This is a genomic window from Kitasatospora sp. NPDC052896 (genome assembly GCF_044547075.1).
Taxonomy (GTDB): domain Bacteria; phylum Actinomycetota; class Actinomycetes; order Streptomycetales; family Streptomycetaceae; genus Kitasatospora.
The window spans coordinates 1-14,310 of record NZ_JBITZU010000050.1 but is presented as its reverse complement, the minus strand read 5'-3'; the positions used below and the strand labels follow the sequence as shown (position 1 = coordinate 14,310).

At 76.5% G+C, this 14,310-nt stretch carries 2 protein-coding genes; both read left to right on the top strand.

Features of this window, described 5'->3' with window-relative positions; translation table 11 throughout:
- On the top strand, positions 1-3,389 hold a 3,389-nt coding region (locus ACIGXM_RS36830; RefSeq protein ID WP_396568490.1), incomplete at its 5' end, for an SDR family NAD(P)-dependent oxidoreductase.
- Positions 3,390-3,462: 73 nt separating this feature from the next.
- Positions 3,463-14,310, top strand: a 10,848-nt coding sequence (locus ACIGXM_RS36825; protein WP_396568489.1) for a type I polyketide synthase, incomplete at its 3' end; no start/stop codon positions are given.

The window sequence follows — 14,310 nt, the reverse complement described above, 5'->3', positions numbered from 1 at the left end:
CCACCCCCCACCACCTCCAAATCCGCATCACCACCCCCGACCCCACCCACCGCCGCACCCTCACCATCTCCTCCCGCCCCGAACACGCCACCCACTGGACCCTCCACGCCACCGGCACCCTCAGCGCCGACCCGCGGCCGACCGAACCGGACCTGATCGGCTGGCCACCCCCGGAGGCCGAGCCGGTGGAACTGGCCGGCCTGTACCAGCGGTTCGCCGAGGCCGGCTACGGCTACGGGCCCGCGTTCCAGGGGCTGCACGCGGCCTGGCGGCGCGGTGACGAGGTGTTCGCCGAACTCACCCTCGACCCGCGCCAGCACGCCGACGCCGCCGGCTGCACCGCGCACCCGGCGCTGCTGGACGCCGCGTTGCAGGCCGCGGCGCTGCTGGCCGGGCAGGACGGCCGGGCCCGGCTGCCGTTCAGCTGGACCGGGGTCACCGCCCACGCCACGGGCGCCACCTCCCTGCGGGTCAGGGTCAACGCCGACGGGCCGGAGGCGGTGGGGCTCGCGGCGTACGACCTGGCGGGCCGCCCGGTGCTCACCGTCGACTCGCTGGTGCTGCGCCCGGCGCCCGCGGACATGCTCACGCCGGCCGCCGGAACCGACCGGCTGTTCCGACTGGACTGGCAGCCCGCTCCGTCCCGTCCGGGCACGACCTGGACCGCCCTGGACGCCCTCGGCGAGCAGGACCCGGTGCCGCCCGTCCTGCTCGCCGACTGCCCGACCGGCGAGGCGACGGATCCGGCCGTCCGGCTGCACGAGACCGCCACGCGCACCCTCGCCCTGGTCCGCGACTGGCTGGCGGCGGAGCGGTTCGCCGACTCCCGGCTGGTGCTGCGGACCCGCGGCGCGGCGCACACCCGGGCCGGCGATCCGCCGACCGACCTGGCCCAGGCGGCGGCCTGGGGGCTGCTGCGCAGCGTGCAGAGCGAGCACCCCGACCGCTTCGTGCTGCTGGACACCGACCGCCCGACCGCCCCACCCGCCCAGCTGCCGCTCGACGGTGAGCCCCAACTAGCGTTGCGGGGAGCCGAGTTCCTCGTCCCCCGGCTGATCCCGGCGGCCCGTCCCGACCTGCTGGTGCCACCGGCCGACGCGCCGGTCTGGCGGCTGGAGACCACCGGAACCGGCAGCCTGGACGGCCTGGCGCTGCGCTCGTACGCCCCCGAACCGCTGGGCGCGGGCGAGGTGCGGCTCGCGGTCCGCGCGGCGGGCCTGAACTTCCGCGACGTGGCGGTGACCCTCGGGCTGACCCCGGACCAGCAGGGCCTGGGCAGCGAGGGCGCGGGGGTGGTGCTGGAGGTCGGCGCCGGGGTGACCGACCTGGCTCCGGGCGACCGGGTGCTGGGGATCTTCGGCTCCGCGTTCGGTCCGGTGGCGGTGGCCGACCGGCGGACCGTGGCACGGATCCCGGACGGCTGGTCGTTCGCCCAGGCCGCCTCGGTGCCGATCGCCTACCTGACCGCCTACTACGGCCTGTTCGACCTGGGCGGTCTGCGTCACGGCGAGTCGGTGCTGATCCACGCCGCGACCGGCGGGGTCGGCACGGCCGCCGTCCAGCTGGCCCGGCACGCCGGGGCCGAGGTCTTCGGCACGGCGAGCGAGCACAAGTGGGACGTGCTGCGCCGGGCCGGCCTCGGGGAGGGCAGGTTGGCCTCCTCCCGCACCCTGGAGTTCGCCGACCGGTTCCTGGTGGCCACCCTCGGGCGCGGGGTGGACCTGGTGCTCAACTGCCTGGCCCGGGAGTTCGTGGACGCCTCGCTGCGCCTGCTGTCGGACGGCGGCCGGTTCGTCGAGCTGGGCAAGACCGACATCCGGTCGGCGGCCCGGGTCGCGGCCGACCACCCGGGGGTCGCCTACCGGGCCTTCGACCTGCTGGAGGCCGGGCCCGAGCGGATCGGCGAGATGCTCACCGAGGTGCTGGCGCTCTTCGACCGCGGCGTGCTCACCCCACCGCCGCTGACCTGCTGGGAGGTCCGGGAGGCGGCCGAGGCCTTCCGCCACCTGGCGCAGGCCCGGCACGTCGGCAAGAACGTGCTGCTGCTGCCGACCGCGCCGGACCCGGACGGCACGGTGCTGATCACCGGCGGCACCGGCACGCTGGGCCGCCTGGTGGCCCGGCACCTGGTGACCCGGCACGGCGCACGCCACCTGCTGCTGGCCAGCCGGCGCGGGCCGGCCGCCGAGGAATCCGCGGCCCTGGTGGCCGAGTTGGCCGAGCTGGGGGCGCGCACCACCGTGGCGGCCTGCGACGTGGGCGACCGTGCGGCACTGGCCGAGCTGCTGGCGCGGGTGCCGAAGGACCGTCCGCTCACCGTCGTGGTGCACGCGGCCGGCCTGCTGGACGACGCGCTGGCCGAGTCGCTGACGGACCACCAGCTGGTCCGGGTGCTGCGGCCCAAGGCCGAGGCGGCGATCGCGCTGCACGAGCTGACCGTCGACGCGGACCTGGCGGCGTTCGTGCTCTTCTCCTCCGGCGCGGGGCTGCTCGGCACGCCCGGGCAGGCCAACTACGCGGCGGCCAACGCCGCGCTGGACGCGCTGGCGCGGCAGCGGCGGGCCGAGGGCCGGCCCGGGCTGTCGATCGGCTGGGGCCTGTGGGAGGAGCGCAGCGCGCTCACCGCACGGGTCGGCGAGGCGGAGCTGCGCCGGATGGCCGGCGGCGGGCTCGGTGCCCTCCCCACCGCCGACGGCCTGGCCCTGCTGGACCTGGCACTGGCCGGCCCGGACCCGTACCTGCTGGCGGCCCCGCTGGACCGGGCGGCGCTGCGGCCGGACGGTCCCGCGCTCTGGCGCGGGCTGGTCCGTGGACCCCGGTCACGGCCCGCGGCCGTCACCGCCGGCCCGGCCCCGGCCGGCCTGCTGGAGCAGCTCGCGACGCTGGGGCCCGCCGAGTCGCACCGGCTGCTGCTCGACCTGGTGCGCGGCCACGCCGCCGCCGTGCTCGGGCACGCCTCGCCGGAGCGGATCCGGGCCACCCGACCGTTCAAGGAGCTCGGTTTCGACTCGCTGACCGGCGTCGAGCTGCGCAACCGCCTGGCGGCCGCCAGCGGTGTGCGGCTGCCGGCCGCGATGGTCTTCGACTACCCGACGCCGGAGGCACTGGCCCGACACCTGGCGGCGAAGGCGGCCGTCCGCTCCACGAGGAGCGAGGCAGCCGACCCGGCGGCCGTGCTGGCCGGGCTGGACCGGCTGGAGGCGCTGCTCGCCACGCTCGGCCCGGACGAGCCGGTCCGCGACGAGCTGTCGCGCCGGTTGCGCGAGGTGCTCGCGCGCGACACCGACCGGTCCCCGGCGCCCGACCGGACCGTCACGGCCACCGAGATCACCGCCGCGACCGACGACGAGATCTTCGCGTACATCGACCGGCAGCTGGAGGGCTCGTGAGACCCCCGCGCCCGCCGGGGCGGGCGCACGCGCTGGACTCCCCTCCCGACCAGAAGAAGGTGCAGGACAACCGGTGAGCGAGCAGAAGCTGCGGGACTACCTCAACCGCGTGACCATCGACCTCCAGCAGACCCGGCAGAAGCTGCGCGAGGCCGAGGCGAAGGGCCACGAGCCGATCGCGATCGTCTCGATGAGCTGCCGGTTCGGCGGCAGGGTCAACACGCCGGAGGACCTCTGGGAGCTGCTGGCCGCCGACCGGGACGCGATGACCGGCCTGCCGGGCGACCGGGGCTGGGAGCTGTCGGCGCTGGCCGCCGGCGGCGCACCGGCGCGCGGCGCGTTCCTGGACGACGCGGGCGGCTTCGACCCGGCGTTCTTCGGGATCTCCCCGCGCGAGGCGCTGGCCATGGACCCGCAACAGCGGCTGCTGCTGCTCGCCTGCTGGGAGGCGGTGGAGCGGGCCGGCATCGACCCGCTCGCGCTCCGCGGCAGCGCCACCGGCGTCTACGTGACGGCCGTGGACCAGGGGTACGGAACGCTCGGGCGGGGCGCCTCGGAGGCGGTCAAGGGCTTCCTGATGACCGGCAACGCGATCAGCGTGCTGTCCGGCCGGGTCTCGTACGTGATGGGCCTGGAGGGTCCCTCGCTGAGCGTGGACACCGCCTGCTCGGCCTCCCTGGTGGCCCTGCACCTGGCTGCCCGGGCGCTGCGGGCCGGCGAGTGCTCGCTGGCCCTGGTCGGTGGCGCCAACGTGATGGCGCTGCCCGGCGCGTTCCTGGAGATCGCCCGGCAGGGCGGGATGGCGGCGGACGGGCGCTGCAAGCCGTTCGCGGCGGCGGCCGACGGCACCGGCTGGGGCGAGGGCGTCGGCGTGCTGCTGGTCGAGCGGCTGGGCGACGCACGGCGCAACGGGCACCCCGTCCTGGCGGTGCTGCGCGGCTCGGCGATCAACCAGGACGGCGCCAGCAACGGGCTGACCGCGCCCAACGGCCCGTCCCAACAGCGGGTCATCCAGGCCGCGTTGGCCGACGCCGGGCTGGGCCCCGCCGAGGTGGACGCGGTGGAGGCGCACGGCACCGGCACCCGGCTCGGCGACCCGATCGAGGCGGACTCACTGCTCGCGACCTACGGCCAGAACCGTGAACACCCTTTGTGGCTCGGATCGTTGAAGTCCAACATCGGGCACACCCAGGCGGCCGCCGGGGTGGCGGGCGTGATCAAGATGGTGCTGGCGCTGCGGCACGGTGTGCTGCCGCGCACCCTGCACGTGGACGCGCCGACCCCGCACGTCGACTGGTCGGCGGGCGCGATCGAGCTGCTGACCGAGGCCCGGGCCTGGCCGAGCGGGGGCCGGCCGCGCCGGGCCGGGGTCTCCTCGTTCGGGATGAGCGGCACCAACGCCCACGTGGTGCTGGAGGAGGCCCCCGAACCGGAGCCCGCGCCCACCGTCGCGCTCGACGCGGCGCCGGTGCCGTGGCTGGTCTCCGGGCAGAGCCCCGCGGCACTGCGGGCCCAGGCGGCCCGGCTGACCGCGCACCTGTCGGCCCGGCCCGGGCTGCGCCCGGCCGACGTCGGCTTCTCGCTGGCCACCGCGCGCTCGGCCTTCGAGTACCGGGCGGCGGTGGTGGGCGCGGACGGCGGCGAGCTGCTGCGCGGACTGGCCGCGCTCGCCGAGGGCGGCGCCGCGCCCGGCACGGTCACCGGGCGCGCCACCGGCGAGCGGGACCGGACCGTCTTCGTCTTCCCCGGGCAGGGCGGGCAGTGGCTGGGCATGGCCCGCGAACTGCTGCTGGAGTCCCCGGTCTTCGCCCGGTCGGTGGCCGACTGCGCCGAGGCGCTGGAGCCGTTCCTGGGCTGGTCGCCGACCGGGGTGCTGCGGGACGAGCCGGGCGCGCCGCCGCTGGACCGGATCGACGTGGTGCAGCCGGTGCTGTTCGCGGTGATGGTGTCACTGGCCGCGCTCTGGCGCTGCTACGGGGTCGAGCCGGACGCGGTGGTGGGCCACTCGCAGGGCGAGGTGGCGGCCGCCCACGTGGCGGGCGGGCTGTCGCTGCGGGACGCGGCGAAGATCGTCGCGCTGCGCAGCCGGGCCCAGCTGACGCTGTCCGGGACCGGCGCGATGGCCTCGGTCAACCTGTCGGCCGACGCGGCTCGCGCGCGGCTGCGCCGCTGGGAGGGTCGGCTGTCGGTCGCCGCGGTGAACAGCCCGGCCTCCGTGGTGGTCTCCGGCGACCCGGCCGCCCTCACCGAGCTGCTGGCCGAGTGCGCGCAGGCCCGGATCCGGACCCGGCGGGTGGCCGCCGACGTGGCCGGCCACTCGGTCCACATGGACGGGCTGCGCGAGGAACTGCTGGCGGCGCTGGCCGACATCCGACCGCGCGCCGGCGAGGTGCCGTTCCACTCCACGGTCACCGGCGGACGGTTGGACACCGCCGAGTTGGACGCCGGCTACTGGTTCCGCAACGTGCGCGAGACGGTGGAGTTCGACGCGGCGGTGCGCTCGCTGCTGGCGCCGGGCGACGCGGTCCTCCTCGAGATCAGTCCGCACCCGGTGCTGACCGTGCCGGTGCAGGACGTGGCGGACGACCTCGGCCGCACCGGCAGCGTGGTGCTCGGCACGCTGCGCCGGGACGAGGGCGGGCTGCGTCGCGTCCTGGCCGCGCTCGCCGAGGCCCAGGTGAACGGCGTCGCGGTGGACTGGTCGGCGGCCTTCGCCGGGCACCGGCCGAGCCTGGTGGAGCTGCCCACCTACGCGTTCCAGAACCGGCCGTTCTGGCTCGAGCCGGCGGCCGGGAGCGCCGCGGCGGATCCGGTGGACGCGGCGTTCTGGGCGGCCGTGGAGCGCGAGGACGCCGACGCGGTCGCGGCCACCCTCGGGGTGGCGCCGGAGGCCTGGCGCGAGGTGCTGGCGCCGCTGGCCGGCTGGCGCCGACACCGCCGGGACCAGGGCGTGCTGGACGGCTGGCGCTACCGCCTCGCCTGGCGCCGGCTGGCCGAGCCGGCAGCGGGTGCCCTGACCGGCAGTTGGCTGCTGGTCGGCTCCGCCGGCACGGCCGATCCCTTGGCCGACCGGCTGGCCGCGCTGCTCGCCGGGCACGGCGCCGAGGTGGTGCCGGTGCTGCTGGACGGTCCCACGGCCGATCCGGCGGCGCTGTCCGCGCGGCTGCGCGAGGAGCTGGACGGGCGGGCGCCGCTGACCGGCGTACTCAGCCTGCTCGCCCTGGACGACCGGACGGTCCCCGAACTGCCGGCGCTCCCGGCGGGTTTGGCACTGACCACCGCGCTGGTGCGGGCGCTGGACGAGGTGCCGGCGCGGGCGCCGCTCTGGTGCCTCACCAGCGGTGCGGTCATGGCCACCGACGCGGACCGGCTGAGCCACCCCGCGCAGGCGCAGACCTGGGGCCTGGGCCGCGTGGTGGCGCTCGAACAGCCGCCGCTCTGGGGCGGGTTGATCGACCTGCCGGCCGAGACCGACGAGCGCGCGCTGGAGCGACTGGCGGCGCTGCTGGCCGGCGACGGCGCGGAGGACCAGCTCGCGCTGCGCCCCGACGGGGTGTTCGCCCGCCGCCTGGTCCGCGCCCCGAAGGCACCGGCCCGGCGCGACTGGCGGCCGCGCGGCACCGTGCTGATCACCGGTGGCACCGGCGGGCTGGGCAGCCACGTCGCCCGGCACCTGGCCCGGACCGGCGCGGAACACCTGGTGCTGGTCAGCCGGCGCGGCGAAGAGGCGCCCGGTGCGGGCGAGTTGGCCGCCGAACTGGGCACGCTCGGCTGCCGGGTCACGCTGGCCGGCTGCGACCTGGCCGACCTGGCCGCGCTGCGCGCGCTGGTGGCCGGGCTGGCCGAGGCCGGCGACCCGGTCCGCGCGGTGCTGCACACCGCTGCCGCCGTGCAGTTGGGAGCGGTCCGGGAGACCGGACCGCGCGAACTGGCGGCCACCCTGGAGGCCAAGGCGCTCGGCGCGGCCAACCTGGATCAGGTCTTCCACGACACCGAGTTGGACGCCTTCGTGCTCTTCTCCTCGGTCTCCGGGGTGTGGGGCAGCGCGGACCACGGCGCGTACGCGGCCGGCAACGCCTACCTGGACGCGCTGGCCGAGCACCGGCGCGGCCGGGGCCTGGCCGCCACCTCGATCGTCTGGGGCATCTGGAGCGCGGCCGGCGGGGGGCTGGCCACCAGCGAGCTGGAGCGCCAACTGCTGGAGCGTGGCATCCCGTTCATGGATCCCCGGCTCGCGGTGGCCGGCCTGCAGCGGGTGTTGGACGACGACGAGACGACCGTGCTGGTCGCCGACGTGGACTGGGCACGCTTCGTGCCGGTCTTCACCTCGGTCCGGCCCAGCCCGCTGATCGGCGAGATCCCCGAGGTCCGGGCGCTGGCCGAGGCCGCCGAGGCGGACCGGCCGGCGGACGGCGAGGCGGGCACCGCGCTCCGCCACGAGCTGCGCGGCCGGTCCGACGCCGAGGTGCGGCGGATCCTGGTGGACCTGGTCCGCCGGCAGGCCGCCGAGGTGCTCGGGCACGACTCCCCGGAGGCGGTCGAACCAGCCCGGGCCTTCCGGGAGTTGGGCTTCGACTCACTGACCGCGGTCGAGCTGCGCAACCGGCTCAACGCGGCGACCGGGCTACGGCTGCGCACCACCGTGGTCTTCGACCACTCCTCGGCCGAGGCGCTGGCCGACGCGCTGCGCGGACAACTGCTGGGCGGGGAAGCGGAGTCGGCGGTGCCATCGGCCGTCGTGCCGGGCGACCCGGCGGAGCCGGTCGCGGTGGTGTCGATGAGCTGCCGGTTCCCCGGTGGCATCGACGAGCCGGAGAAGTTGTGGCAACTCCTGCTGGACGGCGGCGAGGTGGTGGGCGCGCTGCCCACCGACCGCGGCTGGCCGGCCGACCTGTACGACCCGGACCCGGACCGGGCCGGCCACTCGTACGTCCGGGAGGGCGGGTTCCTGCACGACGCGGGCGACTTCGACGCCGCCTTCTTCGGGGTCTCGCCGCGCGAGGCGGTCGCCATGGACCCACAGCAGCGGTTGCTGCTGGAGAGCGCCTGGGAGGCGCTGGAGCGGGCCGGGCTGGACCCGGCCGGGCTGCGGGAGAGCCGGACCGGGGTCTTCGTCGGCGTCAACTACCAGGACTACAGCTCGATCGCGGCAGCCGGCGCGCCGGAGTCGGCCGAGGGCCACCTGGTGGCGGGCGCGGCGGCCAGCGTGGTCTCCGGCCGGGTCGCCTACACCCTGGGGCTGGAGGGCCCGGCGGTCACCGTCGACACGGCGTGTTCCTCCTCGCTGGTGGCGCTGCACCTGGCCGCGCAGGGGCTGCGCTCCGGCGACTGCTCGCTGGCGCTGGCCGGCGGCGTGGCGGTGATGGCCACCCCGGGCGTGTTCATCGGCTTCTCCCGGCAGCGCGGGCTGGCCGCCGACGGGCGGTGCAAGGCGTTCGGCGCGGGTGCGGACGGCATGGGCCTGGCCGAGGGCGTGGGCGTGGTGCTGCTGGAGCGGCTCTCCGACGCGCGGCGCCACGGGCACCCGGTGCTCGCGGTGCTGCGCGGCTCGGCGGTCAACCAGGACGGTGCCAGCAACGGCCTGTCAGCCCCCAACGGGCAGGCCCAGCAGCGGGTGATCCGACAGGCGCTGGCCAACGCGGGCCTGTCCGCCGCCGAGGTGGACGCGGTCGAGGCGCACGGCACCGGCACCCGGCTCGGCGACCCGATCGAGGCGGACGCGCTGCTCGCCAGCTACGGACAGGACCGTGAACAGCCTCTGTGGCTGGGCTCGTTGAAGTCCAACATCGGCCACACCCAGGCGGCTTCCGGCGTGGCGGGGGTGATCAAGTCGGTGCTGGCGCTGCGGCACGGAGTGCTGCCGAAGACCCTGCACGCGGACGAACCGACCCGGCACGTGGACTGGTCGGCGGGTGCGGTCGAGCTGCTGACCTCGGCCCGGCCGTGGCCGACGGTCGACCGACCGCGGCGGATCGGCGTCTCCTCGTTCGGGTTCAGCGGCACCAACGTGCACGTCGTGCTGGAGCAGGCCCCGGAGGCCGAACCCCGGCCCGCGACCGAGCAAGCGCCGGCCGAACTGCCCTGGCCGCTCTCGGCGAAGACCGTCGAGGCGCTGGCCGCGTCGGCCGGGCGGCTGCGTGCCGTCGAGTCGGACCCGGTGGACGTCGGCTTCTCGCTGGCCACCGGGCGCGGCGCGTTCGAGCAGCGCGCGGTGCTGCTCGGCGGCGACCGGGCGGCCGGGCTGGCCGCGCTGGCCGCGGGCGGGGCAGCGCCGAACCTGGTGCGCGGGGTGGCCGACACGGGTGGCCGGCGGGTCTTCGTCTTCCCCGGCCAGGGCTCGCAGTGGCCCGGCATGGCCGCCGAACTCCTCGACACCCAACCCGCGTTCGCGCGGCGGATGACCGAGTGCGAACAGGCCCTGGCACCGCACGTCGACTGGCAGCTGACCCGACTCCTGCGCGGCGGTGAGCCGTTGGAACAGGTGGACGTCGTGCAGCCGGCGCTGTGGGCGGTGATGGTCTCGCTGGCCGCGCTCTGGGAGTCCTGGGGCGTGCTGCCCGACGCGGTGCTCGGGCACTCGCAGGGCGAGATCGCCGCCGCCGTGGTGGCCGGCGCGCTCACCCTCGAGGACGGCGCCCGGGTCACCGCACTGCGCAGCCGCGCCCTGCGCCGTCTGGAGGGCGCCGGCGGGATGGTCTCGATCGGCCAACCACTGGAAAGCGTCCGGCAGTTGATCGAGCCGTGGGGCGAGAGCCTGTCCGTCGCGGCGGTCAACGGCCCGTCCGCCGTGGTGGTCTCCGGCGCGAGCGCCGTCCTCGAGGAGCTGGTCGCGCGCTGCGCGCAGGACGGCACCCGGGCCCGGGTCATCCCGGTGGACTACGCCTCGCACTCGGCGCAGGTCGAGCGGATCCGCGCCGAGCTGGCCGAGCTGCTCGCCGGGCTGCGGCCGGCCGCCGGCCGGGTCCCGCTCTTCTCCACGGTGACCGGCGACTGGCTGGACACCACCCGGATGGACGGCGACTACTGGTACCGCAACCTGCGCCGGACCGTGCTCTTCGAGCCGGCCGTGCGCGCGCTGGCCGAGCAGCGCTACCAGGCCTTCCTGGAGGTGTCGCCGCACCCCGTGCTCACCCTGCCGGTGCTGGACGGCGCGGCGGCGGCCGGCGCGCCCGACGTGCTGGCGACCGGCACCCTGCGGCGCGACGAGGGCGGCCTGCCGCGCGCGTTCGCGGCGGCGGCCGAGCTGTGGGTGCGCGGCGTGCCGGTCGACTGGGCCGCGGTGTACGCGACCAGCGGCGGGCAGCGGGTCGAACTGCCCACCTACCCCTTCCAACGGCAGCGCTACTGGCTGACGCCGGGCGCCCCGGCGGTTGGCGCGGAGCCGGACGACAGCGCGTTCTGGCGCCTGGTGGAGGGCGCCGACCTGGCCGAGGCGGCACGCGGCCTGGCGGTGGACGCCGAGTCGCTGGGCCAGGTGCTGCCCGCGCTCAGCGCCTGGCGGCGGCAGCGGCAGGAGAGTTCGGCGCTGGAGTCCTGGCGCTACCGCGTCCAGTGGCTGCAGGTGCCACCGCCGGCGTCGAGCACGCTGGGCGGCCGCTGGCTGGTGGTCATACCCGACGGCTACCGGGCGGACGCCCGGGTGACCGCGCTGGTCGAGACGCTGGCCGCGCACACCGAGGAGGTCCGCACGGTCGAGCTGCCCGACCGTGCGGTGGACCGGGCGGCGCTGGCCGAGCGGCTGGCCGACAGCGTGACCGGCGAACTCGCCGGGATCCTCGCGCTGCTCGCGCTGGCCGGCGAGCCGCATCCGGCCCACCCCGCGCTGCCGACCGGCGCCGCGCTCACCCTGGCCCTGGTCCAGGCGCTCGGCGACCTCGGGGTGACCGCGCCGCTCTGGTGCGCCACCGAGGGCGCGGTCTCGGTCGGCACCGGCGACGCGCTGACCGCACCCGGCCAGGCGTTGGTCTGGGGCACCGGCATGGTGGCCGGGCTGGAGCACGCGGCCCGCTGGGGAGGCCTGCTCGACCTGCCGCCGGTGCTGGACTCGCGCGCGCTGCGCGCCGTCCGCGCCGTGCTGGCCGGCGCGACCGGCGAGGACCAGCTCGCGGTCCGCCCGTCCGGCCTGTACGCCCGCCGGCTGGTCCGGGCCCCGCGACCGGCCGTCCCGCGCCGGACCTGGCGCCCGCGCGGCACCGTCCTGGTCACCGGCGGCACCGGCGCGCTCGGCCCGCACATCGCCCGCTGGCTGGCCCGCGGCGGCGCCGAACACCTGGTGCTGCCCGGCCGGCGCGGCGCCGACGTCCCGGGGGCGGCCGAACTGACCGCCGAGCTGGCCGAGTCGGGCACCCGGCTGAGCCTGCCGAGGTGTGACCTGGCCGACCGCGCGGAGGTCGCCCGGCTGCTGGCCGGCCTGGAGGAGCGGGGCGAGCCGGTCACCGCCGTCTTCCACGCCGCCGCCTACATCGAGCTGGCGCCGCTGGACGGCACACCGGTCGACTCCTTCGAGCGGGTGGTCGCCGCGAAGGCCGCCGGCGCCCGTCACCTGGACGAGCTGCTGGACCGCGAGCTGGACGCGTTCGTGCTCTTCTCCTCGATCGCCGGTGTCTGGGGCAGCAGCAACCACGCGGCCTACTCGGCCGGCAACGCCTACCTGGACGCGCTGGCCGAACACCGCCGCTCGCGCGGTCTGAGGGCCACCACCGTCGACTGGGGCGTCTGGAAGGCGGCGAACCCGTGGACCGTGCGGGAGACCGTCGACGACACCGACTTCTACCGGGTGCAGCGCCAGGGCCTGCCGCTGATCGACCCCGAGCCGGCCGTGACCGCGCTGCAGCACGCGCTGGAGGACGACGAGACCGTCATCGCGCTGGCCGAGGTGGACTGGCCGCAGTTCGCGGCGGTCTTCAGCTCGGTCCGTCCGAGCCGACTGCTGACCGGGGTGCCCGAGGTCCGCGCGCTCGGCGAGTCGGCCGCCGCGCCGGCCGCGACCCCGGCCGCCGCGGTGCTGCGCGAGCGGCTGAACGGGCTGCCGGCGGCCGAGCAGACCCGGGTGGTGCTGAACCTGGTCCGCGAACACGCGGCCGAGGTGCTCGGCCACGGCTCGGCGGAGGCCGTGCCACCCGGCCGGGCCTTCCAGGAGCTGGGCTTCGACTCGCTCACCGCCGTCGAACTGCGCAACCGCCTCAACGCGGCCAGCGGCCTGCGACTGCCGGCCACCCTGGTCTTCGACTACCCGTCCGCCGGCGTGCTGGCCGAGCTGATCAGGTCCGCCGTGCTCGGTGAGGGCAACGTCGGGCCGGCCGGCCCGGCCGTGCGGGCGGCCGAGCCGGACGAGCCCATCGCCATCGTCGCGATGGGCTGCCGGCTGCCGGGCGGGATCGCCACCCCCGAGCAGCTGTGGCAACTGCTGGTCGACCGGGGCGACGTGATCTCCGAGTTTCCGGTCAACCGCGGCTGGCCGCTGGAGACGCTCTTCGACCCCGACCCGGACCGGCCCGGCACCTCCACCACCCGCTACGGCGGATTCCTGCACGACGCGGGCGACTTCGACGCCGAGTTCTTCGGCATCTCGCCGCGCGAGGCCCTCGCCATGGACCCACAGCAGCGGCTGCTGCTGGAGACCTCCTGGGAGGCGATCGAGCGGGCCGGGATCGACCCGGTGGCGCTGCGCGGCAGCAGCACCGGGGTGTTCACCGGCGTCAACTACCAGGACTACGCGGCCGCGGTGGCCCAGTCCGCGGAGAACGAGGGCCACCTGCTCACCGGCAGCGCGGCCAGCGTGGTCTCCGGCCGGGTCGCCTACACGCTCGGCCTGGAGGGCCCGGCGATCACCGTCGACACCGCCTGCTCCGCCTCACTGGTGGCGCTGCACCTGGCGGCCCGGGCGCTGCGCGCGGGCGACTGCTCGCTGGCGCTGGCCGGGGGCGTCGCCGTGATGTCCACACCGGGCGCGATCGTCGGGTTCTCCCGGCAGCGCGGGCTCGCCGCGGACGGCCGCTGCAAGGCGTTCGCGGACGCGGCCGACGGGATGGGCATGTCGGAGGGGGCCGGCGTGCTGCTGGTCGAGCGGCTGAGCGACGCCCGGCGCAACGGGCACCCCGTCCTCGCGGTGCTGCGCGGCTCGGCGGTCAACCAGGACGGCGCCAGCAACGGCCTGTCGGCGCCGAACGGCCCCTCGCAGCAGCGGGTGATCCGGGCGGCGCTGGCCGACGCGGGCCTGACGCCCGACGAAGTCGACATGGTGGAGGCGCACGGGACGGGAACCACGCTCGGCGACCCGATCGAGGCGCAGGCTCTGCTGGCCACCTACGGTCAGCAGCGGCCGGCGGAACTCCCGCTGCTGGTCGGCTCGTTGAAGTCAAACATCGGGCACACCCAGGCCGCCGCGGGAGTGACCGGGGTGATGAAGGCGGTGCTCGCCCTGCAGCACCGCCTGGTCCCAGCCACCCTGCACATCGACCGTCCGTCCGGCAAGGTGGACTGGGAGCAGGGTGCGCTCTCGCTGGTCACCGAGGCCGTGCCGTGGCCGGAACTGGACCGGCCGGCCCGGGCCGGGGTCTCGTCCTTCGGCATGAGCGGGACCAACGCGCACGTGATCCTGGAGGAGGCGCCGACCGTTGCCGTGGAGCCGCCGGTACCGGGTGACGGGCCGGTGATCTGGCCGCTCTCGGCGCGCACCCCGCAGGCGCTGGACGCCCAGGTCGAGCGGCTGCGCGAGCAGGTGGCCGCCACGGACGTCGAACCACTGGCGGTGGCGCGGGCGTTGGCGGGACGGACCGCGTTCGAGCACCGCGCCGTGCTGATCGGCGACCACGACCAGCTGCGAGGCCGGGAGACTCCTGGGCGTACCGTCTTCGTCTTCCCCGGCCAGGGCTCCCAATGGCCCGGCATGGCCGCCGAACTCCTCGACACCCAACCCGCG